Origin of the sequence: Rubellimicrobium roseum, from assembly GCF_006152145.1 — a bacterium.
Taxonomy (GTDB): Bacteria; Pseudomonadota; Alphaproteobacteria; order Rhodobacterales; family Rhodobacteraceae; genus Rubellimicrobium; species Rubellimicrobium roseum.
Genome location: NZ_VDFV01000025.1, coordinates 1 through 21,303 on the forward strand (window position 1 = coordinate 1; position 21,303 = coordinate 21,303).

The 21,303-nt window shown below is 68.3% G+C and carries 20 protein-coding genes; 12 read left to right on the plus strand and 8 right to left on the minus strand.

Annotation, left to right across the window (positions count from 1 at the left end; genetic code table 11):
* Positions 1–14: 14 nt before the first annotated feature.
* Entirely contained in the window at positions 15–371 is a 357-nt protein-coding gene (locus FHG71_RS14720) for a hypothetical protein (protein WP_139082459.1), read from the minus strand.
* 500 nt (positions 372–871) lie between these two features.
* Between FHG71_RS14720 and FHG71_RS14725 the strand changes: the two genes are divergently transcribed.
* The gene (locus tag FHG71_RS14725; RefSeq protein ID WP_139082460.1) at positions 872–2,245 is read left to right on the plus strand and encodes a sensor histidine kinase; all 1,374 of its coding nucleotides are present in this window, start codon (positions 872–874) and stop codon (positions 2,243–2,245) included.
* An 8-nt stretch (positions 2,246–2,253) separates the two neighbouring features.
* Positions 2,254–2,880, plus strand: coding sequence for a response regulator (locus FHG71_RS14730; RefSeq protein ID WP_139082461.1), 627 nt, complete (start codon positions 2,254–2,256; stop codon positions 2,878–2,880).
* A 543-nt stretch (positions 2,881–3,423) separates the two neighbouring features.
* Here the strand turns inward: FHG71_RS14730 and FHG71_RS14735 are convergent.
* The 7 genes from FHG71_RS14735 to FHG71_RS14765 form a co-directional block, all read right to left on the minus strand.
* Positions 3,424–3,627 (minus strand): hypothetical protein, encoded by a 204-nt coding sequence (locus FHG71_RS14735; RefSeq protein ID WP_139082462.1) that lies wholly within the window; start codon positions 3,625–3,627, stop codon positions 3,424–3,426.
* A 1,129-nt stretch (positions 3,628–4,756) separates the two neighbouring features.
* Entirely contained in the window at positions 4,757–5,812 is a 1,056-nt protein-coding gene (locus FHG71_RS14740; protein ID WP_139082463.1) for a hypothetical protein, read from the minus strand.
* Positions 5,809–6,564 carry an ATP-binding cassette domain-containing protein gene (locus FHG71_RS14745; RefSeq protein ID WP_139082464.1) on the minus strand — a complete coding sequence of 252 codons (756 nt, stop codon included), beginning with the start codon at positions 6,562–6,564 and terminating at the stop codon, positions 5,809–5,811. The genes FHG71_RS14740 and FHG71_RS14745 overlap by 4 nt, the downstream gene beginning before the upstream one ends.
* Before the next feature lies 1 nt (position 6,565).
* The gene (locus FHG71_RS14750; protein WP_139082465.1) at positions 6,566–7,612 is read right to left on the minus strand and encodes an ABC transporter permease; all 1,047 of its coding nucleotides are present in this window, start codon (positions 7,610–7,612) and stop codon (positions 6,566–6,568) included.
* 63 nt (positions 7,613–7,675) lie between these two features.
* Entirely contained in the window at positions 7,676–8,608 is a 933-nt protein-coding gene (locus tag FHG71_RS14755; RefSeq protein WP_139082466.1) for a substrate-binding domain-containing protein, read from the minus strand.
* A 191-nt stretch (positions 8,609–8,799) separates the two neighbouring features.
* The gene (locus FHG71_RS14760; RefSeq protein WP_246045464.1) at positions 8,800–9,618 is read right to left on the minus strand and encodes a 3-methyl-2-oxobutanoate hydroxymethyltransferase; all 819 of its coding nucleotides are present in this window, start codon (positions 9,616–9,618) and stop codon (positions 8,800–8,802) included.
* Between the two features lie 32 nt (positions 9,619–9,650).
* Positions 9,651–10,805, minus strand: a complete 1,155-nt coding sequence (locus tag FHG71_RS14765; RefSeq protein WP_139082468.1) for a fatty acid desaturase family protein — start codon at positions 10,803–10,805, stop codon at positions 9,651–9,653.
* Positions 10,806–11,032: 227 nt separating this feature from the next.
* Between FHG71_RS14765 and FHG71_RS14770 the strand changes: the two genes are divergently transcribed.
* From FHG71_RS14770 to FHG71_RS14815, 10 genes are all read left to right on the plus strand, one after another.
* On the plus strand, positions 11,033–12,055 hold the full coding sequence (locus FHG71_RS14770; protein WP_139082469.1) for a LacI family DNA-binding transcriptional regulator: 1,023 nt from the start codon (positions 11,033–11,035) through the stop codon (positions 12,053–12,055).
* 114 nt (positions 12,056–12,169) lie between these two features.
* Positions 12,170–12,952: an SDR family oxidoreductase gene (locus tag FHG71_RS14775; RefSeq protein WP_139082470.1), complete on the plus strand. Its 783-nt coding sequence runs from the start codon at positions 12,170–12,172 to the stop codon at positions 12,950–12,952.
* Between the two features lie 15 nt (positions 12,953–12,967).
* The gene (locus FHG71_RS14780) at positions 12,968–13,837 is read left to right on the plus strand and encodes a MurR/RpiR family transcriptional regulator (protein ID WP_139082471.1); all 870 of its coding nucleotides are present in this window, start codon (positions 12,968–12,970) and stop codon (positions 13,835–13,837) included.
* A gap of 57 nt (positions 13,838–13,894) precedes the next feature.
* Positions 13,895–14,620, plus strand: coding sequence for an SDR family NAD(P)-dependent oxidoreductase (locus FHG71_RS14785; RefSeq protein WP_139082472.1), 726 nt, complete (start codon positions 13,895–13,897; stop codon positions 14,618–14,620).
* A gap of 15 nt (positions 14,621–14,635) precedes the next feature.
* Positions 14,636–15,781 (plus strand): Gfo/Idh/MocA family protein, encoded by a 1,146-nt coding sequence (locus tag FHG71_RS14790; RefSeq protein WP_139082473.1) that lies wholly within the window; start codon positions 14,636–14,638, stop codon positions 15,779–15,781.
* 12 nt (positions 15,782–15,793) lie between these two features.
* Positions 15,794–16,702 (plus strand): sugar phosphate isomerase/epimerase family protein, encoded by a 909-nt coding sequence (locus FHG71_RS14795; protein ID WP_139082474.1) that lies wholly within the window; start codon positions 15,794–15,796, stop codon positions 16,700–16,702.
* A 34-nt stretch (positions 16,703–16,736) separates the two neighbouring features.
* Positions 16,737–17,765 carry an ABC transporter substrate-binding protein gene (locus FHG71_RS14800; protein ID WP_139082475.1) on the plus strand — a complete coding sequence of 343 codons (1,029 nt, stop codon included), beginning with the start codon at positions 16,737–16,739 and terminating at the stop codon, positions 17,763–17,765.
* Between the two features lie 61 nt (positions 17,766–17,826).
* Positions 17,827–19,350, plus strand: a complete 1,524-nt coding sequence (locus FHG71_RS14805; RefSeq protein ID WP_218014101.1) for a sugar ABC transporter ATP-binding protein — start codon at positions 17,827–17,829, stop codon at positions 19,348–19,350.
* On the plus strand, positions 19,347–20,321 hold the full coding sequence (locus FHG71_RS14810) for an ABC transporter permease (RefSeq protein ID WP_139082476.1): 975 nt from the start codon (positions 19,347–19,349) through the stop codon (positions 20,319–20,321). The genes FHG71_RS14805 and FHG71_RS14810 overlap by 4 nt, the downstream gene beginning before the upstream one ends.
* Positions 20,318–21,295: an ABC transporter permease gene (locus FHG71_RS14815; RefSeq protein WP_139082477.1), complete on the plus strand. Its 978-nt coding sequence runs from the start codon at positions 20,318–20,320 to the stop codon at positions 21,293–21,295. The genes FHG71_RS14810 and FHG71_RS14815 overlap by 4 nt, the downstream gene beginning before the upstream one ends.
* Positions 21,296–21,303: the final 8 nt, after the last annotated feature.

The following is a 21,303-nucleotide window of genomic DNA, read 5'->3' on the forward strand; positions in this document are numbered from 1 at the left end:
ATCATGCGCGTCGCCTAAACCAAAGGGGAAAAGGGCAGGTTCGGCCTCCGGTGGAGTTCTGCAACAACCCCATCCGGACCGTTCAAGGGCATCCCGTCGCCGTCCTGGTCGTTGACGTAGACGGGGTCGGTCAGACGCGGGAACGGGGTTCCGCTCGCGCCGAAATCCTCCTGCCCGGGCAGAAGATTGTTGTCCATGCCGTCCACGGTCCGCAAGCCCGCCGGCATAAGCGCGGCATCCTGGGCGGACACGCCATAGACCTCTTGGATGGCCGCGATGGTTGACATGCCACCGGCATGCAGCTCGGCAATCTTGATCTGCTTCAGGATGAATTCGAGATCGTGCTGGTTGACGTGGAAACTCGTCGACATGGCTGGGTCCCCCTTGAGCCAGACAGGTTCGCACCCCGCACGGACGTGCGGCGCAGGGCAGGACCCAACGGCCAGGCAGCAAAGGACGCGACGCGGTTCTCGACCCCGCGCGCGACCCCGCTGACCGAAGGGCCGGAACTGACGTTTTCGGATGCGAACTTCCCCTAGTGTCCCAAGGCTACGGACGAGGGGGGGCGGATCGCAATAGCGACCGGTGTCTGGCGACCAATAGGACCAAGGTCCTAAGACCGCAGGGCGGCCAAGAGGTCATGCCTGTCCGGTCACATCGACAGCAATGAAATGATCCCGATCAAACATGTCCTTGATGTGTCTGCGCCGTAGTATTTCTTGGCCTTCTTCGCCATCCCGCACATGAATGCGGTCATATTGCCATAAACATTGATTGCGCGGCTTGCCTCGGCTAGCCTCGATCTTGGGGAGCCGGTCGCCGTGTGGAGTGGGCAGCCGGGTGAACGTGTAACTGTGCTGGTGGTCGGGTCATGGTAAGGATAGGCGCGGTCCATCGCTGGTCGTCCCTGAGCCTGTCGCGCCAGTTCGTCCTGCTGTCCATGTTCCTCATGCTGGCCAGCATCGGTCTCCTGGGCCAATGGATGTCGTCGCGCATCGAGGCGGCCGTGAAGGAGGATGTGGGCATCCGTGCCAGCGTCTACCTCGAGCACTTCCTGGAGCCCTACCTCACCGACCTTGCCGATGGAGGGGGGCTCTCGCCCGACAGCATCGACACCATCGACCGGGCGCTGGCCGCGTCGTCGGCCAGCCTCAACGTCGTGGCGACCAAGGTCTGGAGCCCGGAGGGCGTGATCCTCTACGCGACCGACCCGTCTCTGCGGGGGCGGCAGTTCCCCGTCGACGGCGGCCTGTCCAAGGCGCTGACCGGCGCCACCGCCATCGAGACGTCCGATTGGGACGATGCAGGACTGGCGTCGTCCGATCCGATGCTCCTGGAGGTCTATGTTCCGATCCGGCGGCACGCGGAGGGGCCGATTCTGGCGGTGGCCGAGTTCTATCAGGACACGACCGCGCTCATGGACATCGTGGCCTGGACGCGGGTCCAGACCTGGGTGATCGTGGGCGTCGTCACCGTAGCCGTCCTGGCCGGCCTTTACCTGATCGTCGCTCAGGGCAATTCGCTGATCGTCCGCCAACAGGGCGAGCTCAACGAGAAGGTCAAGGAGCTCACCCGGCTTCTCAATCACAACGAGTTCCTGAGGCGGCGCATCCAGCAGGCCTCCTCGCGCAGCGCCGAGGACGCCGAACTGAACCTGCGCCGCATTGGCGCCGACATCCACGACGGCATCGGGCAGCTCCTCACCATCGCGCTCCTCAAGCTCGAGCAGGTCTTTCCCGAAGAATGCGGACGTGGTCCCGACTATCAGGTGATCCGGGGGATGCTGGAGGATGCGATGACCGAGGTCCGCGCGATGGTCTCGGGCCTCACCCTGCCCCACATCCAAGAGCGCAGCTTGGTCGAAGCCGTGGACATGGTGGTCATGAAGCACCGTCACCGCACCTCGACCGAAGTCCTCCTCACCCTGGCCGACGACCTGGGCGAAGTGAACAGCGCGGTGAAGCTGGCGATCTGCCGCTTCGTCCAGGAAGGCCTCAACAACGCCTACAAGCATGCCGCCGGCGTGGGCCAGTCGGTGACGCTGCGCCGGAGCGGACAGTTCGTCGCCGTGACGGTGAGCGACCGGGGTCCCGGCATCACGCCGCACCGCGACAACGGCAAGCGCCAGCCCTTAGGCCTGATCGGCTTGCGCAACCGCGTCGAGAGCCTGGGAGGCGAGTTCGCCATCACCAGCGCTCCCGGGCAGGGCACCACCGTTTCCGCTTATTTTCCGCAAGATGTCTGAGGTGTGTCATGGTTGATCAAATCAAGATCGGGGTCGTCGACGACCATCCGCTGGTGCGGGAAGGGATCGTCTACGCGATCGGAACGTCGGACGACATACAGGTGGTGGCTCAGGGCGCCACCGCCGAGGAGGCGCTCCGACTCGTCCGCCAGCACGAACCCGACATCCTGCTTCTCGATCTCAGCATCCCCGGTCTCGGCCTGGTGGCGCTGCGCGAGATCAAGCGCCTGGAGATCGGCACCAAGGTGGTGATCCTGACGGTTTCCGAGGACAACGGCGACGTGCTCGAGGCCCTGCGCTGCGGGGCGAGCGGCTACATCCTCAAGGGGATCAGCGGCACCGATCTCAAGGACGCGCTGCGCCGCATTCACGGCGCGGAGCCCTATGTCTCGCCGGAACTGGGCGCGCGGCTCCTGTCGGACATCAGCCGCAACCTGGAGACGGTGAACAGCAAGCGCAGCAACCGCCTGAGCGAACGGGAACGTGAGATCTTCAAGCTGGTGCGACGGGGCTACTGCAACAAGGAGATCGGCAATTCGCTGAACATCAGCGAGAAAACGGTCAAGCACTACATGACCAACATCTTCAAGAAGCTCGACGTGAGGAACCGGACCGAGCTCGCGCTGCTGAACTGAAGCGATCGTCGGACCGGCTCAGGACGGGGTCGCCTGCTCGCGCCCGGCACGCGGGCCGCTCGACCTGCCTGCCCCGGCCGAACGCCGGACGCGCAGCGGTCATCCCGGCCATCCAATGGAGCGGGCCTCGGGCGGCGCGGATGGTGGTCCCGCATGGCCTCGGTCGGCCCATGAAGCGCCTTGATGCTGTCGATGCCTCTCCAGAACGGCAATCCACAAGCCGAGCTTGGTCCCAGATCCAATCTATCCGGGCAGGGTCCTATCTTGTCTGACGCCTTGGGACGGCCATGGCGCATATGCCTGAAGTGTCGCCTCGGGGCTGCGATCAGGGGGAGAGCGTCCGTTCCGTCCAGTGGCTTGCCAGTGTTTCGGGCAGCGCGGCACGTTCGCGGCCGCGACCAAAGACCGCCGTGGCGATTATTGTAACACTTCAAGCGAGCAGGACCTGCTCTTGACGATGTTGGAGTGGTTCAAACTCGCATGCCCACGAAGGGCCGGGGGCGAAGGGTGATGCCCCCGTGCCAGACATGGGACGGGGCGGTCCTACTCGACGGCCTCTTCTTCGATGACCTCACCCTCGGCCGGCTCCTCGACCACGACAGGGTCAGCCACTTCGCTAGGCCAGAGCCACCAGATGAGCAGCGCAAGCGCGATCGCCACAAGCAGCCACCAGAGCCACGTCCTCGAGCCGCCCCGATCGGTGGTGGTCACCTTTGGGTCGCGATAGTCCTTCGGTCCATCTGCCATGTTCGCTCTCCTATGTCGATTCTCGTGGCCTTCGGGGAACTAATGTCACAGCGGCGTGAGGGTTCCGCAGCAGCCGGCTGGCCAAGGAGCTCGCCCGCGCCGGCGTCACTTCGGGCATGGGGACTATAGCACAGTTCCGAATTCATCGTGGTGGCCAAGAAGCAGCTGCTATAATGGGCCTACAGAGCCGTTCGCCGATCCCGCGCCCGAAACGATCTCGCCAGAAACGACTTGGAACAGCGCGGCATCGGCCGCCGTGTCGTGAATCCGCTGAACCGCCGCTCGGCAATGCTCGTCTGCGAAGTCGAACCTCAACGTCGCCGCACGGATTGAAAGGCGCCGAAACCTCGTACAACCAAGACCGGGGCCGGCAAAGGCCGTGCCTTTGACTCCCTTGAGCAGAGCTTCGATCGCGTTGCCGACGAGCCAGACATCTTTGGAGATGAACGATCACACTGTTTGTCGATGTCGCGCTGACAGGGAACTCAGGAGTCGTGGTGACCCCATTCGATGGTGACGAAGAAATCGCGCCCGGGCAGCTCGTTCCCAATCAACCGCGCGCTGGGCGCCAACGTCCCCATGCCTGCGGTCAATGGCCATATCGGCGAGCCCTACGCCCTGTCCTCCGATGAGGCAGAAGACATGCACCATGGACCGAGCCGGCTGCCGGGTGGACTCGGTTTCTGCAAGATCCACGCCACGCGCCCTGCCCAGCAAATGCCCAGTCGTCGCATCCCGAGGGGCGTTGAGGTCCTGACCCTCCAGGGCCGGGATGGCCAGAAGATCCGCGGGCTCCTCAACACGGCCCTCGACGGCGCACCCCACCAGTCGGGCTCTCACGTTCGATAGCCGCTCCACGCAGGCGACCGCGATCGGGTACATCGGCCATGTGATCGCCTCCAGTTCCGCGTGCGGAGAACCCGCCCCGACAACGTCATGAAATCCGGGGCACGGTCCACTGGTCTGGTCGGCCGCGGCCAAGTCTCCAGAAAGAGATCGCTTCTCCCGCCTCGCTCGCCTGATGGCGCCCATACCGGCCAGAGCCCTCACAAGGCGCTCAGAGCCGGGGCACGACCTACCCACAGCTAGTCTCGTCAAATCGTGCGGGTTACAGGCTAGCTGGGCACCATCAATCCTCTCCCAGGAATCCCGCACGAAACAGAACAGAGCGCTGCGCGCCGCCTTCGCCGTGAACCGCAATGGCGCCATCCTCCTCGTGGAGGTCCACCACGGCCTCGCCGGACGGCCAAGCGATCGCACCGATGACGTGCCGCACCTCGGCCGTCCCATCGGGCACCAGCGTCAGCAGGCCGGGGCCGGACAGGTCGGCCTCGTCCGACAGGCCGAGCATGGTGGCCGCCGCTCCCTCCTCTACGCCCAAGCAGCCGACATGGCGGCCGGACCAGGGGGCGTAGTTCCGGCCCCCGTTGGAGTGCCAAAGCATCGTCATGGGCAGGAGGCGAGCGTCGCGCAGCGAGAGATAGACGTCGCCCTCCTCCGGCCGGGTCACGGCGGTCCAGCCGAGGCGATGGCCCGGTGCCTCCAGACCCATCACGAAATCCTCGTGGCGCGGGTTCCAGGGATAGCGGGTCAGGTCCGAGGAGCCCTCCACGCCGGGAAAGACACGAGGGTCCCGGGCCCTCGCGGGATAGCGCAGGGCCGAGCGCCCCCGCGCCGGGTCGCTTTCCTGGGGGCTGGCGGGCGTTTCCCAGGCCGCCTTGGGCGAGGTCCGCAGAAGGCCGCCGTGCCGTAGCGACACATTGGCATGGTTGGCTACGGGAACGCGTCCCTGCCCCCCGACAAAGACATGGCGCTGGTAGACGAAAGGATGGCCATCCTCGACCGACAACTCCTTGAGAAGCGCCGCGCCGGATACGGGCCGCCCGAGGGCCGCCCGCAACGTGCCGCCCGAGGCTTGGATCACGTGCCAGGGCGCGTTGCAGGGCCAGCCGTGAAGGGGCGAGTCCTCCTCGCGGCCTGCGAAGGGCGCGCAGAAGAAGTCGCCGCCCAGGCGCGCCATCATGGGCCCGGCCCCTTCCGGCATCGGCTCCCCTGTGCCGACCCAGGGCGCACGGTGGAGCGGCGCGATCTCGCGTCCCTCGTCGAGGACGGTGAAGCCGTCGAGAAGACCCACCTCTGCGTCGAAGCCGAAGCGGATGCCGGAGGCCGAGATGGTGAGCCTCATGCCGCGAGATGCTCCCCGGTGATGATGTCTTCCACCTCCTGGATCGAGGAGGTCCTGGGGGACAGGTCGTCGGCCACGATAGCGCCGCGCCGCATGACGACGATGCGGTCCACGACTTGAAAGACGTGGTGGATGTTGTGCGCGATGAAGATACAGGAATGCCCGGTGTCCCGCGCCTCCCGCACGAAGCGCAGGACGCCCTGCGTCTCGGCCACGCCAAGGTTGTTGGTGGGCTCGTCGAGGATGATAATGTCGCTGTCGAAGTACATGGCGCGGGCGATGGCGACGGCCTGTCGCTCCCCACCCGAGAGCGACCCGATGGGCGTCGTGGGCGGAATGTTCTTGGAGATGCCGACCCGCCGCAGCAGGTCCGCCGCGACGTGGTTCATCCGGTCGATGTCCATGCGGTCCAGGAAGCCCGGCCCCTTGCGCAACTCGCGGCCCAGGAAGAGGTTGCGCGCGATGGACAGCTGCGGGACCAGCGCCGAATCCTGGTAGATCGTCTCGATCCCGTTGGCGATCGCGTCGAGCGTGGAGCGCATCCGCACGGGCCGCCCCTTGATGACGATCTCGCCCGAGGTGTAGGGTACCGCCCCCGAGAGCACCTTGATGAGCGTGGACTTGCCCGCGCCGTTGTCGCCCAGGAGCCCCACGATCTCGCCCCGTCGGATCTGGAGGTTGACCCCGCGCAGCGCCCGGACGCGGCCGTAGGACTTCTCGATATTGCGCATGTCGACAAGGATCTCGGCCATCTCAGGTCCCCGCGTTGTGGCGGCGCTCCAGCGCCGAATGGAGGGCCATCATCCCCAGAATGATCGCGCCGATGAAGATGTTGTAGGCGAGGCCCGGCACCCCGATCATGACGATGCCGTTGCGCATGAGGCGCAGGATCAGCACGCCCAGCACGGTGCCGACGATGGTGCCGCGTCCCCCCGTCAGGACGGTGCCTCCGATCACCACCATGGCGATGACCTCCAGCTCGTAGCCCGTGCCCGAGTTGGGGTTCGCGGCCGACACGCGAATGGAGGAGATCATCCCCGCCAGCGCGGCCATGGCGGCCGAGACCATGAACAGGATCACCTTCACGCGGCCGATCTTCACGCCGCGGTTGCGGGCCGCGCCCGGGTTGCCGCCCGTGGCCTGGATCCAGTTGCCGAAGCGCGTGCGCGTGAGCACGTAATGGAACAGCACTGCCAGCAGGACGAACCAGACAAGGCTCATGTAGAGTCGCAGACCGCCGGTGCAGGTCTCGCCCTCCCCGCCCAGGCAGAAGCCGCCCACGAGGACCTGGCTCAGCCATTGATCGCCCGCGCTCCAGGTCCGTTGTGGAAAGCCGTCGGTCAGCCAGAGCGCCGTGCCCCGTACCACCAGCAGCATCCCCAGCGTGACAAGAAAGCTTGGGATGCCGAGCCGGGTGACGAAAAGGCCGTTGACCCAGCCGATCAGCAGCGCCGCCCCGATCGCCACCAGGAACGCCAGCGGCAGCGCCATGGCTCCGGTGTTGAACAGCGTCCACATCAGGACGGGGGCGAAGCCGAAGACCGAGCCCACGGACAGGTCGAATTCGCCCGAGGTCATCAGGAGCGTCATGGCCAGCGCGATAAGGCCCAGCTCGACCGTGAAGGTCAGCGCGTTCCCGATGTTGGTGAGCGACAGGAAGGCCGGGTTGATGGACGTGAAGACGACCAGCATCAGCACGAGAAGTACGAGCGGGCCGAACTCGGGCTTGGCGATGAAGGCGCGAAGGAGCCCCGGGGCCGATGCGCCGCCAGGGGGAAGAGTCGTGCTGCGGTCGGTCATGGGGATCTCCTGGCCGGAGGTGACGAAAGGGCCGCCCGCGCCGGTCGGGCGGCCCGGCATGCGTCAGTTGCCGCCCATGATCCCGTGATAGAGCGGCGCCTGCTCGGCCTCGTAGAGCGCGCCGGTGATGATGTCGAAGCCGATGGGGACGCCCGAGGACTCCATCAACAGCGACGACAGGCAGAGGTACGAGGTCGCCTGCGGGTCCTGCCACATGGCGGCGTTGACGTAGCCGTCCATGACCGCCTGCGTGGTGTCGAGGCTGTTGCCCCAGCCCACGACCGGGATCTCGCCCGCGGCGATGCCCGCCTGCTGCCAGACGCGCTGCACCGAGCCCGTGACCATGTCCCCGAGACCGATCATCGCGGCGATCCGCTCGCGGTTGGCGGTCAGGTAGTCTGTCATCCGGGTGATAACCTCGGCTTGGTCAAGCGTGGCGTCTGTGACCTCCCAGGTGATGCCCAGGGGCTCGAAGACCTCGGCGATGCCCTTCTCCTCCTCAACGCCGTAGGAAGCGCCGGGGACCTCGACGGGCATCCAGACGAAGTCGCCCTCCTGGACGTGGCCGTTGTCCACGAGGTACTGCGCCCATTGCCGGCCCACCGAGAGGAGGTCACCGCCCACATAGGCGTTCCAGTCCGGCGCATCGTCCGATGTGTTGAAGTTCACGATCGGGATGCCGGCGGCCCGGGCCTCGGCCACCACCTCGGTCATCGATCCCGGGTCGGGGCTCGTGGAGCAGATGCCGTCGGCGCCGGCGGCAATGGCGGCACGCACCGCCTCCTGCTGCGAAGGGACATCGCCCGAGTGGAACGAGGTGTTCACCGTCTGGCCTGTGTCGGTGCCCCATTGCTCGGCGCCCTGAAGGAAGTACGTCCAGACCGGGTCGGCGGGCGATCCGTGCGAGATCCAGTAGAAGGTCTTGGCCTCCTGGGCCATCGCACCGGTGGCAAGGGCCAGCGCCGCGGCTGCCCCCAAGAACGTGCGTCTCAGCATGGTTCGTCTCCTCCGCTGTGGGTGTGGCGTGGGGCTCTGGCGGCCCCTTGCCGGGTCCGGGCGATCTGGCGGGACGCGGCCCTGGGGCCGGATCCGAAGGCGCGAGCCGATCCGCCCGACGGCAGCCCGCGCTTCATGCTAGTGCCACGCCCCCCGATCGGGGAAGGGCCATCCCGGCATCCGGCGGCACGTCATTCGGCGGCACGTCCTGCGGCACGCCCGTCCAGGCCGGACAGGAATGCGTCCAGCTCGGCCGGCGGCATGCGCACGAGGTGCCGGTTCTCGGGGTAAGCGCCGCTCTCCACGTCCGTCACGAACTCGCGGAAGGCCGCGACGCGCTCCTGCTGGAGGCGGTCGAACTCGGCGGCGAAATCGCGGTAGACCTTGGCGTGGCGGGGGACATGGCCGCGGTTGGCGCCCAGGATGTCCTCGGCGAAGAGGTACTGCGCGTCGCAGCCCGGCCCCGAGCCCATCGACCAGAGCAGGATGCCGACGCGGTCGCTGATGGCGGAGGCGACCTCGGCCGGGACGACCTCGATCTCCACCGCGAAGGCCCCGGCGCTCTCGTAGGCTTTGACCTCCTCGTAGAGCCGCAGCGCCGTCTCGGCGGTCTTGCCCACGGCCCGGAAGCCCCCCGTCCAGGTCGCGCGCGACGGCACGAGGCCCACATGGCCCACGACGGGGATGTGCTCGCGGGCGAGGTGCTCGACGGTCCGCAGGCTCCCCGAGCAGTAGACCGCGTCCGCGCCTTTGCCCATGGCCTCGCCCGCCCAGCGCAAGTAGTCGTCGGGCCTGCCCGCCTCCAGATGCGTGAGGCCGGTCATGGAAAAGATGGAAGGGGCCACCTCGCGGTAGCGCGGACGGGCGAGCAGGTCGAGCGGCACCGAGGCCACGTCGATGCCAGCGGCCTCCGCGGCCTCTGCCTCATCCAGGCTGAAGTAGCGCAGCATGGTGAGCTGGCGTCGTCCCTTCAACGCGCGGAGGTCGGCAACGGTCGGTCGCGGTCGCATCATCGGTCCTTGTCGGCCATGGGGGTTCGATCTCAGGCGGTCGCGCGTTCGGGGACGGCGGTGTGCAGGTCCTCCTTGTAGGGGCGGGCGGTGGGCGGCAACTCGCGCTTCAGGTAGTAGCCCGGCTCGCGCCGCTGCCGAAGGACGGCCCCGAACATCTCCTTGTAGGCCGCCCATATCGAGGGATTGGGTGGCGGCAGGTCGTGCTTGATGGCCTCATGGAGCCGGGGCAGCGCGTGGTACGGCACCATGGGGAACATGTGGTGCTCCACGTGGTAGTTCATGTTCCAGTAGATCCAGCGGCTGATCGGGTTCATGTAGACCGTCCGCGAGTTCAGCCGGTGGTCGAGCACGTCCTCCGCCAGGCCACCGTGCTGCAGCAGCCCCGTCATCACCATGTGCCAGCAGCCATACAGGCGCGGCAGCCCGACGAGCAGGAAGGGGATGACCGACCGCCAGCCCTGCCCCGCCAAGAGCATCGCCAGCGCCACGAGGACGGTCGCCGCATAGATCGCCATGTGGACGCGCGCCCAGAAGATCGCCTTGGGCCACTCGCTTTCGGGAATGTAGTCCCTTTCATCGGCCGACAGCACGCCGGCTGCGTTGCGGGCCAGGACCTTGAGGCTATGCCAAGCGTCCACGAGGCCCACGTAGGCCAGCGCCTTGAGCCCGAGCTTGATGGGGTGCATCCAGGCGATCTCGGCATCGCGGCCGACGATGATGGTGTCGGTGTGGTGCCGTGCGTGGCTCCAGCGCCAGTTCACCGGGTTCCGCATCACTTGGAACGACGCGATGTGGTAGACGGCGTCATTCATCCAGGGCGTTCGAAACGCGGTGCCGTGGCCGCATTCGTGCCAGCGCGAGTCGCAAGCCGACCCGTAGACGACCCCATAGGCAATCCAGAAAGGCACCGACAACCACGGGTGGCCTGTGACCGAAAGCCAGACCGCGACGCCACCGAAGACGACGTGAAGCGCGATCCACAGGATCGTGTCCCGGATCGCCGGACCGTCGCTGCGGGTCATCAGCTCCTTCATAACCTTGCGCGGCACCTCGGTGTGGTACCATTCGGCCGCCGCGAGGCCCATTTCGACCGCGCGACGCGAGGACTCGCCGGTGAGCGCGTAGTCGCGGAACGTCCGGGGCTGCGCCGGGACAGGAGGGGACGATGACGGAACACTGGTCATGAGGGAACCTCCGTCAGGACGCGGGGCGGCAACCGCGCGGCCGGGAACCAGGTCGGCCGCGCAGGTCCGGCCAGACTCCGGCAGGTTCCTCACTCGTGCAACGAAGGACCCCATCAGATCACATCAGTCCGGGCCCGCTCCGCTTTCTCCGACAAGGCCCGGACAGGCTGACAAAGGGCGCGGTGGGCCCTAGCCTTCCGGGCAGACAGCACGAGAGCCGGAGGGCCATGGGCCGGGCCACCATTAGCGACGTCGCGCGCCGGGCGCAGGTGTCCACGGCCACGGTGGACCGGGCGCTGAACGGACGCGCGGGCGTCAGCGCCGCCAATCGGCAGCGGGTCTTCGAGGCGGCGCGCGACCTGGGCTACCTGCCTTCCGAGGGCATGGTGCCCTTGCCCACCCGCCCAGCCCATCTCGAGTTCTACCTGCCGGCCGGCAGCAACAGCTTCATGCGCAGCCTCGCCAGTCGCATCGCGGGGTTTGCGGCCTCCCTGCCCTTGGTGGCCTCCTGCCGCATCGTGACCATGGACGGCATCGGCCCCGACGCCCTGGCCCGTGCGCTCGACCGGATCGGTCCGCGCACGAGCGGCGTGGGCCTCGTCACCACCGACCACCCCCGCACCCGGGCCATGATCCACCAGCTGACCGAGGGAGGCGTGCGGGTCGTCACCATCGCTTCGGACCTGCCCGGGACCTCGCGCTCGGCCTATGTGGGTGTAGACAATCACGCGGCCGGGCGGACGGCGGCTCTGCTCATGGGGCTCACGGCCGGCCCCGCCGAGCGGTCGGTGGCGTTGTTCCTGGGCTCCCGCGCCTTCCACGGCCATCAGGAGCGCGAGCGGGGCTTCCGCGCACTCGTGCGGGAGCGCTTCCCTAACCTCCGGCTCTTGCCCGCTTTCGAGACGGGCGAGGATAACGCGCGCTCCCACCCGGCCATGGCGCGGCTTCTGCGCCAGGTGCCCGACCTGGGTGGCGTCTACTGCATCGGAGCGGGCCGCTCGGGGATCGTCGAGGCCCTTCGCGGCGTGCCGGGGGCCGCGCGCCCCTTCGTCATCATGCACGACCTGACCGAGATCACGCGCGCTTGGCTCGCTGCGGACCAGGTGGATGTCATCGTCGACCAGAACGCCCGGCTCGTGGGCGAGCAGTCGGTCATCCGGCTCCTGGGCTCGATCGCAACCACTGCCCCTTTCCTGGCGGACAAGGACATCGAGCCGCGCATCGTCCTGAAGGAGAACCTGCCCCGGTGATCGGCCGCCCGCGCGTTTGCGCGTGACGGAACGTCCCAGCCCCGTGCTAGGCTGCCCAGGCACGGCTTGGGGAAGCGACGGCGACGGAGACGCAGGGGAGGGCGGAGCAGGGACATGGAGGTCGGGCTTTCCAATCAGGTCATCGTCGTGACCGGGGCCGCAAGCGGCATCGGAGCGGCCATCGCGCAGCGCGCCGCGTCCAGCGGCGCCGAAGCCCTCCTTCTCGTCGACCGGGACGCGGACGGCCTTCGGGCGATGGAGCGGCGGCTGGCCTCGGTCGGCGCGACCGTGGCGGGTGCGTCGGTGGACCTGCGGGACCCCGCGTCGAGCGCCGCCGTCGCACGGGAGGGAGTCGAGCGGTTCGGCCGCATCGACGGCTTGGTCAATGCCGCGGGGCTTACCACCCGGGCCTCGTTCCGGGACGGCACGCCCGAGGTCTGGGACGACCTCTTCGCCGTGAACGCCCGCGCACCCTTCCTCCTGATGCAGGCCGCCATCGTCGACATGACGGCCCGCGCCACGCCCGGAACCATCGTCAACATCCTGTCGATGAACGCCCACTGCGGGTCTCCTGAGCTTGCCATCTACTCGGCCACCAAGGGGGCGTTGGCGACGTTGACCCGGAATGCGGCTCACGCGCACCTGCGCGACCGCATCCGGGTCAACGGCATCAATCTGGGCTGGGTCGCCACAGAGGCGGAGCACCGCATGCAGTCCGAGACGCTGGGCCTCGGGCCGGGCTGGCTCGCGGCCGCCGCGGCGCGGATGCCGCTCGGGCGGCTGCTGGAGGCCGAAGAGGCCGCGCGCCTTGCGGTGTTCCTCCTGAGCAAAGCCTCGGCCCCGATGACCGGCGCGCTGATCGACCTAGAGCAGAGGGTGACCGGGGCGCCGGGCTGAGCGGAGGAAGAGCCCATGATCCGCGATTATGATGGACTCGTCGCCGCGCTCGTCGCCCGAAAGGGACAGCTGAGCCGGCGGCATGGCGAGGTCGCGCGCTTCGTCCTGAACCATCCCGAGGACGTGGCTCTCAACTCCATCGTGCGGCTGGCCGAGCAGGCGGGGGTTCCGCCCGCGACGATCACGCGCTTTGCCAAGGAACTGGGTTTTGCGGGCTTCGCCGACCTCCAGCGCGTCTTCCGCGAGCGGCTGCTGGGCCCACGCCCCGCCTATTCCGCGCAGATGTCCGGGCTGCAGGCACGACCCGAGCCTGGCGGGGTCGAGGACGTGGACCTCGACGATCCTGACCGAGTCTTCGACGGCTTCGTGCAGGCGGCGGTCGGCTCGCTGCTGCGGATCAGCCAGACCTTGGACCGGACGGCGCTCGATGGTGTCGTGGCGGCGCTCGCGGCCAGCGACGCCGTCCATGTCGCGGCCGCGCGGGGGGCCTTCGGAATTGGAGCCTACGCCTTCTATGGGCTTGCCCGGTCCGGCAAGCGCGCGCATCTGCTTGACAACCTGGGCGCGATGCGAGCCGAGCAGGTCGCATCCATGGGCCCGGGGGATGCCCTTCTGGCCCTGACCTTCGACGACTACACCCCCGAGACGGTGGAGATCGCCCGTCGGGTCGCAGAAACCGGGCGGCCGGTCCTGGCGATCACCGACAACGAACTGAGCCCCATCGCCGGGCTTGCCCGCCACGTTCTCTACGTCAAGGAGGCCCGGCTGGGTCACTTCCGGTCGCAGGTGCCCGCACTGGTGGTCTGCCAAGCGATCATCGTCAGCTTGGGCCGGCGGCTTGGGGCCGGCGGCGATGAACACTTCGTTGCAAATTCGGTGAAATGAAAAACCACTTGCAGCGAAGCGGGGCCTTGGAGGAGAGTCGGCCAAGGGAGGACAAGGATGGCCGCAGCCGCCTTCGACTTTTCAGGGGCCGAGGTCCTGGTGATCGGCGCGAGCCGGGCCGGGATCGGGGCCGCCGTTGCGCGGGCGTTCCAGGACAGCGGGGCCCGCGTCGCCATCACGGGGGCCGAGCCTAAGCCTGTCGAGGAGGACCGGGGCCGCTTCCCGTACATCTGCCTGGACGTGACCGACCTCGACGCCGTGCGCGCCTTGGCCGAGTCGACCGGCCGGCTTGATGTCCTCGTGAACTGCGCCGCAATCACCCGGCGCGGGGAAGAGATGGAGCCGGGCTTCTTCCAACGCGTCGTCGACGTGAACCTGCACGGCACCTTCCGGACCGCGCTGGCCTTCCACCCGCACCTCAAGGCGAGCGCGGGCGCGGTCGTGAACATTGCCTCGATGTACGCGGGCTTCGGCAGTCCCCGGAACCCGGCCTACGGCGCCAGCAAGGCGGCGGTCGTCCAGCTCACCAAGTCGCTGGCCATCGCCTGGGCGCCGGATGGGATCCGGGTCAACGCCGTAGCGCCCGGCTTCATCCTGACCGAGCAGTCGGCCCGGAGCCGGACCGACCCCGCCCATGTCGCCGCCGTCACGGCGCGCACCCCCCTAGGCCGATGGGGCGAGCCTGACGACATCGCGGGGACAGTGCTGTTCCTGGCCTCGTCGGCGGCGGGCTTCATGACCGGCGCCTGCCTGCCCGTGGATGGAGGCTACTCCGTTGTGTGAGGGACGAGAATGGGCATGAGCCGACCCGGTGCCGCCGTGATCGGCACGGGCTTCATCGGGACGGTGCATCTCGGGGCCCTGCGGCGCCTCGGCGTGCGGGTCGCGGGCGTCCTGGGCAGCAGCGCGGGGCGGGGCAGGGAAAGGGCGGCGGCGCTGGGTGTCGATCGGGCCTATGCCTCGCTCGACGAGTTGCTGGGCGATCCGGCGGTGGACGTGGTCCATGTCACCTCGCCCAACCACCTGCACTACCCGCAGGTGAAGCAAATTCTGGCCGCGGGCCGCCATGTCGTCTGCGAAAAGCCCTTGGCCATGACCGCCGCCGAATCGGCCGAGATGGTCGCGCTGGCGCGAGACAGCGGCCGTGTCGCGGCGGTCTGCTACAACGTCCGCTTCTATCCGTTGAACCAGCAGGCCCGGGGCATGGTGCAGGACGGCAGGCTGGGAGAGGTCCGGCTCGTGACCGGTCACTACCATCAGGACTGGCTGGCCAAGGACACCGATTGGAATTGGCGGCTCACTTCCGAGGCCGGGGGCGCGCTGCGCGCCGTGGGCGACATCGGCACGCACTGGGTGGACCTCACGAGCTTCGTGACCGGGTTCCGGCCCACGGCGGTGCTGGCCGAGCTGTCCACCTTCATCCCAGAGCGCCACCGCCCCCTCGGCCCCGTCGAGACGTTCGCGAAGGCCGACGATACCAAGACCGAACCGGTGCCGATCGCGACGGAAGATGCCGCCTTGATCCTGTTGCGTTACCCCAACGGCGCACGCGGGTCGCTCACGGTGAGCCAGGTGAGCCCAGGGCGCAAGAACATGCTCCAGTGGGACATCTCCGGGTCGGCCGCCTCGGCGGCTTGGCAGTCCGAGACGCCGGACCACCTGTGGATTGGCTACCGCGACGGGCCGAACCAGATCCTGCAACGCGATCCGGGCCTGATGAATGCGTTGGGCGCAGCGGCGGCCAGTCTGCCGGGCGGCCATGTCGAAGGATTCGCCGACAGCTTCTTCGCGCTATTCCGCCAAGTCTACGCCGACGTGGAGGCCGGGGGACGGCAGCCCGGCTCCACCTACGCGGGCTTCGAGGACGGCCATTACGAGATGCGGTTCTGCGAGGCGGTGCTGCAAAGCGCAGGGAACGGAGCCTGGGCCGATGTGCGCGACTGAAGGGAAGACATCATGAAGCTCGGCCTGCTCACGGCCCCGTTCCCGGACACCGACCTCCTGGCCGTTGCCGATTGGGCGTCAGGCGTAGGATTTGAGGTGCTGGAGATCGCCTGCTGGCCGCGTGCAGGCGGCGAGACGCGGCGCTACGCCGGGACGTCGCACATCGACGTGGACGACCTGACCGACGAGCGGGCGGGCGAGGTCGTGGCCGCCCTGGCCGAGCGGGGGATCGGGATCTCTGCGCTGGGCTACTACCCCAACCCGCTCCACGCCGAGGCCGACCACCGCGACCGGGTGATCGGGCATCTGCGAAAGGTGATCGCGGCGGCGGCGCGGATGAAGGTGCCGGTCGTGAACACGTTCCTTGGCGGCGACCGCACGCTGCCCCTCGACCGCAACTGGGAACGCGCGCAGGCGATCTGGCCGGGTATCCTCGCCCATGCGCGCGACCACGGCGTGACGCTCGCCTTTGAGAACTGCCCCATGATCTTCAGCCAGGATGAATGGCCGGGCGGGCACAACATCGCCTATTCGCCCAAGATCTGGCGTCGCATCCTCGAATGGGACGGCGTGGGGATGAATTACGACCCCTCGCACCTCGTCTGGCAGATGATCGACCAAGGCCGCTTCATCCGAGAGTTCGGCGCCCGCATGGTCCATGTCCATGCCAAGGACCTGATGATCGACCGCGACGGCCTTTACGAGAACGGCATCCTTTCGCTGGGAATGGGCTGGCAAGTGCCGCGGATGCCCGGCCTGGGCGACGTCGACTGGGCAGAGATCTTCTCGGGCCTGTACCGTGTCGGCTACGACGGCCCGGTCGTCATCGAGCACGAGGATCGCCGCTTCGAGGGCACGGACGACAAGGTCAAGCGCGGTTTCCTGTTGGCGCGTGACGTGCTTCGGCCTTACGTGAAATGACAAGAACCAAGAATCGACATCGGGGAGGATCACAATGACGCATCGGCATCGGGCCGTGGCTTTGGCCGCGCTGCTCGTGGGCATGGGTGGGATGGCCGCGGCCCAGGACACCTACACCATCGGCATTTCCAACACCGTGCAGGGCAACGGTTGGCGCGAGCAGATGATCTGCGCGATGAAGGCGCAGGCGCTCGACTCCGGCAAGGTAGCCTCGCTCAACATCGCCCACCGCAACACCGACGCGGCGGGCCAGCTCGAAGACATCCGCAACCTGATCCAGGCGGGCGTGGACGCCATCGTCGTGAACCCGGCCAACCCGGAAGGCATCAACGACGCCATCAAGGAGGCCACCGCTGCGGGCATCGTCGTGGTCGCCGTCGACCAGGCGGTGACGGAACCCTCGGCCTACGTCATCTCGAACAATCAGGAGGAGTACGCCTATCTTGGCGCCAAGTGGCTGTTCGAGCAGATGGGCGGGTCCGGCGACGTGGTCTACATGCGCGGCGCGGCCGGGGCCTCGGCCGACGACGACCGCGACCGCGGCTTCAAGCGGGCGCTGGAAGAATATCCCGAGATCAACGTGGCCCAGGAGGTCTTCACCGGCTGGCAGCAGGACCAGGCCAAGCAGCAGATCCTCGACTTCATCGCGAGCGGCATCCCCTTCGACGGCATCTGGACGAGCGGGATCGACAACGTGATCGTCGACGCGCTGGTGGAGTCCGAGGTGCCGCTGGTGCCGGTCGTGGGCGCCGACAACGCGGGCTTCGTGGGCCAGCTCCTCGACGTCGAGGGCCTGCAGGGCGCGGCGGTGACGAACCCGGGCTCCGTGGGCGGGGCGGGCGTGGCGCTGGCGCTCCAGATCCTGGACGGACAGGTGCCAGCCGAACAGACGGTGCTGGTCACACCCGAGCTTTGGGACAACGCCTCCGAGGACGGCCGCGCCAAGCTCGAAGGCGCGCAGAACCCCGACCTCGATCCCGAATGGCCGGTCAGCGTCTCGATCCCCGGATGGACGACTTACGACATGGCAGAGATCATCGCCTGCAAGGGCCCGGGCGAGTGACACCGGAGGGCCCCCGGCCGCGCGCCGGGGGCTTCCCTTCAAGAAGGCAGGACCGACCGAGATGCCGATGACCCAGGCCGAGGCCGGGCTCCCAGCCCTCGACGCGCAGGGCGTGTCGAAACGGTTCGGGGCCGTGGTGGCGCTGCGCGACGCTGCCCTGACGGTCCGGCGAGGCGAAGTGGTGGCCCTCATGGGCGCCAACGGCGCGGGCAAGTCCACCTTCGTAAAGATCCTGACCGGCGCGCTGCGCCGCGATGGCGGCGATGTCCGTATTCGGGGGCAGGACACCCACTTGGCCTCCCCGGCAGGCGCGCGGGCGGCGGGACTGATCCCGGTTTACCAGGAGCCCTCGCTCATCCGCGACCTCGACGTGGCGGACAACCTCCGGCTAGGCCGCACCCCGGCCGACCCCTTCCTCCACTGGGTGCGGGAACTGGGCATCCCCGATCTCCGGCTTGACGACCGCGCCGGCGACCTGCCGCTCGCCACGCTGCGCGTCCTTGACCTCGCTCGCGCCCTCGCGGCCGAACCCGACGTCCTGATGCTCGACGAGATGACGGCGGCGCTGCCCACCGACCTTGTGGAGCGCGTGCTTCGCGTTGTGCGCGGGCAGGCCGACGGGGGTCGGGCCGTCATCTACATCTCGCACCGCTTCGCGGAGATCGCGCAGATCTGCGACCGTGCGACCGTGCTGCGCGACGGGGCGACCGTGGGCGACCTGCCCATCGAGCCCGGTGTCGAGGACCGTGTGGTCGAACTGATGCTGGGCGCGGCCCTGACCCCAGCGGCGGCGCGGGACGGCGGGCCTCGGGCAATGACGGGCGAGCCGCGCCTGCACGTGCGGGGCCTGTCGTCAGGCGCCCGGCTCGCCGACGTGTCCTTCGACCTGCACCGGGGCGAGGTCCTGGGCGTGGTCGCGCTCGAAGGACAGGGCCAGGACGAGTTGTTCGAGGTGCTGGCGGGTCAGCGCCGTGCCAGCGGCGGGACGATCGAGATCGAGGGCCGCCCCCAGCGGTTCCGCCATCCCGCCGATGCCATCGCGGCAGGCCTGAGCTTCGTGCCCGGCGACCGGGCCGACGCGCTGCTCATGGTCCGCTCGGTCCGCGAGAACATCGCCCTGCCCATTCTGGCGCCCTTGCGGCGCTGGGGCGCGATCCCCATGCGGACCGAGGGCGCCCGCGTGGCATCCGCCATCGAACGCCTGCAGATCGACACGCGGGCCCAGGGCGAGGTCCGGCGGCTCTCGGGCGGCAACCAGCAGAAGGTCACCATCGGGCGCTGGGTCGCGGGCGAGGTTCGCACCCTTCTCCTGTTCGATCCGACGCGAGGCATCGACGTGCGGACCAAGCGGCAGATCTACGGGCTCGTGCGGGATCTCGCCGATCAGGGCGCGTCCATCCTGTACTACACCTCGGAGTTGCCCGAGATCCCGCAAGCCTGCGACCGCGTGGTGGTGATCTTCAACGGGCGCGTCGTCGAGATCCTCGATGTGGCGGAGGCCACGGAGGAACGGCTCATGCGCGCCGCCTATGGCCTGACGAGCCCCGAAGGCCGCAGGGCCGTCGCCGGGGCTGGCCGGGCATGACGCGGACGCTCCGGCGCAGCGGCTGGGTTCTCGGGCTCGCGGCGCTCCTCGCGGCGCTTCTCCTGCTGACAAAGCTCATCCAACCCGGCTTCGGGGCCTCGGGGATCGAATCCCTCGTCCGCGCCGCCCTGCCCTTCGCCTTCGCGACCGCGGCCCTGGCCGTCGTGGTTATCGCGGGCGGGATCGACCTGTCGGTGGCCTCCATGATGGCCGTAGCCAGCGTCACCGCCGCCGTCCTTATGGAGAGTGCCGGAGAGGCCGCGACGGTGCCGGTGGTCCTTCTGGTGCTCCTTGTCGGGATCGCGATGGGGGCGATCAACGGCGCGCTGGTGGTCTGGACGCGCCTGCCCGACATCGTCGTCACGCTGGCCATGCTCTTCGTCTGGGAAGGGGTCGCGCTCCTCATCCTCCAGGCTCCTGGCGGGGCTGCGACACCCTGGTTGCGACAACTCATCGTGGGGCCATTCCCCATTCCCGGGCTGCCGGAGGGCGCGACGGCGTTCCTCCCGAAGTCGCTGGTCGTGCTGGTCTTCTGCCTGGCTCTGGTCTGGCTTCCGCTGCGCCGCTCGCGGCTGGGGCTGTCCATCTACGCCATCGGCAGTGACCCGACGGCCGCTTTCCGCTCGGGCGTGGCGATCGGCCCGACGCGGATCGCGGCCTACGGCATCGCCGGGCTGCTCGCTGCGCTGGGTGGCCTGTCCCTGACGCTCAGCACTGGGATCGGCGAGCCCATCCCCGGCCCGTACCTCCTGGCCGCGGTCGCGGCGGTGGTACTGGGCGGCGTGGCGCTCACCGGCGGGCGGGGGGGCCTTCTAGGCCCCATCCTCGCCGTGCTGATCCTGCGGGTCGTGAGGCTCATCCTCACGCTGCTGTCGGTCGACCCGAACGTGACGACCATCATCGAGGGAACCATCATGGCCGTGGTCGTGATGCTGGGGGGCCTCTTGGCCATGAGGGAGCGGCGGGCATGAGCGTCGAAACGGCACGGCCTTCGGTCCTGGGGCGGGCGGGGCGGTTCTTGCGGGACCATCCGACGGTGACCCTGATCCTTCTCCTGCTGGCGCTGGTGGCGCTGCTGCAGGTCCTGCGGCCCGGCATCGTTAACGAGCGGTGGATCGGCAACACCGTCAAGTTCGCCATCCCGCTGGCGATGCTCGCGGCCTGCCAGACGCTCACCATGCTTACCGGAGGAATCGACCTGTCGGCCGGCACGGTGGCCACGATCAGCGCCTTTGTGGTCGCCACGCAGGCGCCGCTGGTGGGGACAGGTCCGGCCCTCCTGATCGCGCTCTTTCCTGCGATCATTTTGGGGCTCCTCAACGGCTTCGGAGTGGGGATCTGCCGCGTCCACCCGCTCATCATGACGCTGGGCACCGGGCTCATCGGGATCGGCTGCCTGCAGGTTTACCAGCGCAGCGTCATCGCGACAGGCTCTGTCGTGCCGCCGATCCTCGAATGGCTGGGGACTGGGCGGACGGGGGGCCTGCCCAACGCCCTTGTCCTCTTCCTGCCTTTCGCCGCGCTGATCCTCTGGGCGCAGGGCCGCTCGGGCTTCGGGCGTCTCCTTTACGCCCTGGGGGCCAACGAAGACGCGGCGCGGCTGTCGGGCGTGCGGGCCTGGCAGGTCTATCTGGCGCTTTACGCACTGTCGGGGCTGATCGCCGGTCTCGCGGGCTTGGTCTACGTGGGCCTCATCAAGGCGCCCTCGCTGTCCTTGGCCGAGCCGCTGCTCCTGCCCTCGGTCGCTGCGGCGGTGATCGGCGGGACGTCGATATTCGGCGGGCGTGGTGGCTACGCGGGCACTATCGTCGGCGCCCTGATCCTGACCGTGCTGGGCACGCTTCTTACCCTTCTGCAGATGCCCGAGGGGGCGCGGCGCATCCTGTTCGGGCTCATCATACTGTTCGTGACCACCGCCTACCTGAGGCTCACGGACCAAGGCTGACGGAGGAA

Coding starts and splice junctions, on each gene's coding strand:
- FHG71_RS14795 (WP_139082474.1), top strand. CDS start 15,794: ATGAAGCTCGGCCTGCTCACGGCCCCGTTCCCGGACACCGACCTCCTG.
- FHG71_RS14730 (WP_139082461.1), top strand. CDS start 2,254: ATGGTTGATCAAATCAAGATCGGGGTCGTCGACGACCATCCGCTGGTG.
- FHG71_RS14790 (WP_139082473.1), top strand. CDS start 14,636: ATGAGCCGACCCGGTGCCGCCGTGATCGGCACGGGCTTCATCGGGACG.
- FHG71_RS14760 (WP_246045464.1), bottom strand. CDS start 9,618: ATGCGACCGCGACCGACCGTTGCCGACCTCCGCGCGTTGAAGGGACGA.
- FHG71_RS14765 (WP_139082468.1), bottom strand. CDS start 10,805: ATGACCAGTGTTCCGTCATCGTCCCCTCCTGTCCCGGCGCAGCCCCGG.
- FHG71_RS14770 (WP_139082469.1), top strand. CDS start 11,033: ATGGGCCGGGCCACCATTAGCGACGTCGCGCGCCGGGCGCAGGTGTCC.
- FHG71_RS14785 (WP_139082472.1), top strand. CDS start 13,895: ATGGCCGCAGCCGCCTTCGACTTTTCAGGGGCCGAGGTCCTGGTGATC.
- FHG71_RS14810 (WP_139082476.1), top strand. CDS start 19,347: ATGACGCGGACGCTCCGGCGCAGCGGCTGGGTTCTCGGGCTCGCGGCG.
- FHG71_RS14735 (WP_139082462.1), bottom strand. CDS start 3,627: ATGGCAGATGGACCGAAGGACTATCGCGACCCAAAGGTGACCACCACC.
- FHG71_RS14755 (WP_139082466.1), bottom strand. CDS start 8,608: ATGCTGAGACGCACGTTCTTGGGGGCAGCCGCGGCGCTGGCCCTTGCC.
- FHG71_RS14740 (WP_139082463.1), bottom strand. CDS start 5,812: ATGAGGCTCACCATCTCGGCCTCCGGCATCCGCTTCGGCTTCGACGCA.
- FHG71_RS14805 (WP_218014101.1), top strand. CDS start 17,827: ATGCCGATGACCCAGGCCGAGGCCGGGCTCCCAGCCCTCGACGCGCAG.
- FHG71_RS14815 (WP_139082477.1), top strand. CDS start 20,318: ATGAGCGTCGAAACGGCACGGCCTTCGGTCCTGGGGCGGGCGGGGCGG.
- FHG71_RS14775 (WP_139082470.1), top strand. CDS start 12,170: ATGGAGGTCGGGCTTTCCAATCAGGTCATCGTCGTGACCGGGGCCGCA.
- FHG71_RS14720 (WP_139082459.1), bottom strand. CDS start 371: ATGTCGACGAGTTTCCACGTCAACCAGCACGATCTCGAATTCATCCTG.
- FHG71_RS14725 (WP_139082460.1), top strand. CDS start 872: ATGGTAAGGATAGGCGCGGTCCATCGCTGGTCGTCCCTGAGCCTGTCG.
- FHG71_RS14745 (WP_139082464.1), bottom strand. CDS start 6,564: ATGGCCGAGATCCTTGTCGACATGCGCAATATCGAGAAGTCCTACGGC.
- FHG71_RS14750 (WP_139082465.1), bottom strand. CDS start 7,612: ATGACCGACCGCAGCACGACTCTTCCCCCTGGCGGCGCATCGGCCCCG.
- FHG71_RS14800 (WP_139082475.1), top strand. CDS start 16,737: ATGACGCATCGGCATCGGGCCGTGGCTTTGGCCGCGCTGCTCGTGGGC.
- FHG71_RS14780 (WP_139082471.1), top strand. CDS start 12,968: ATGATCCGCGATTATGATGGACTCGTCGCCGCGCTCGTCGCCCGAAAG.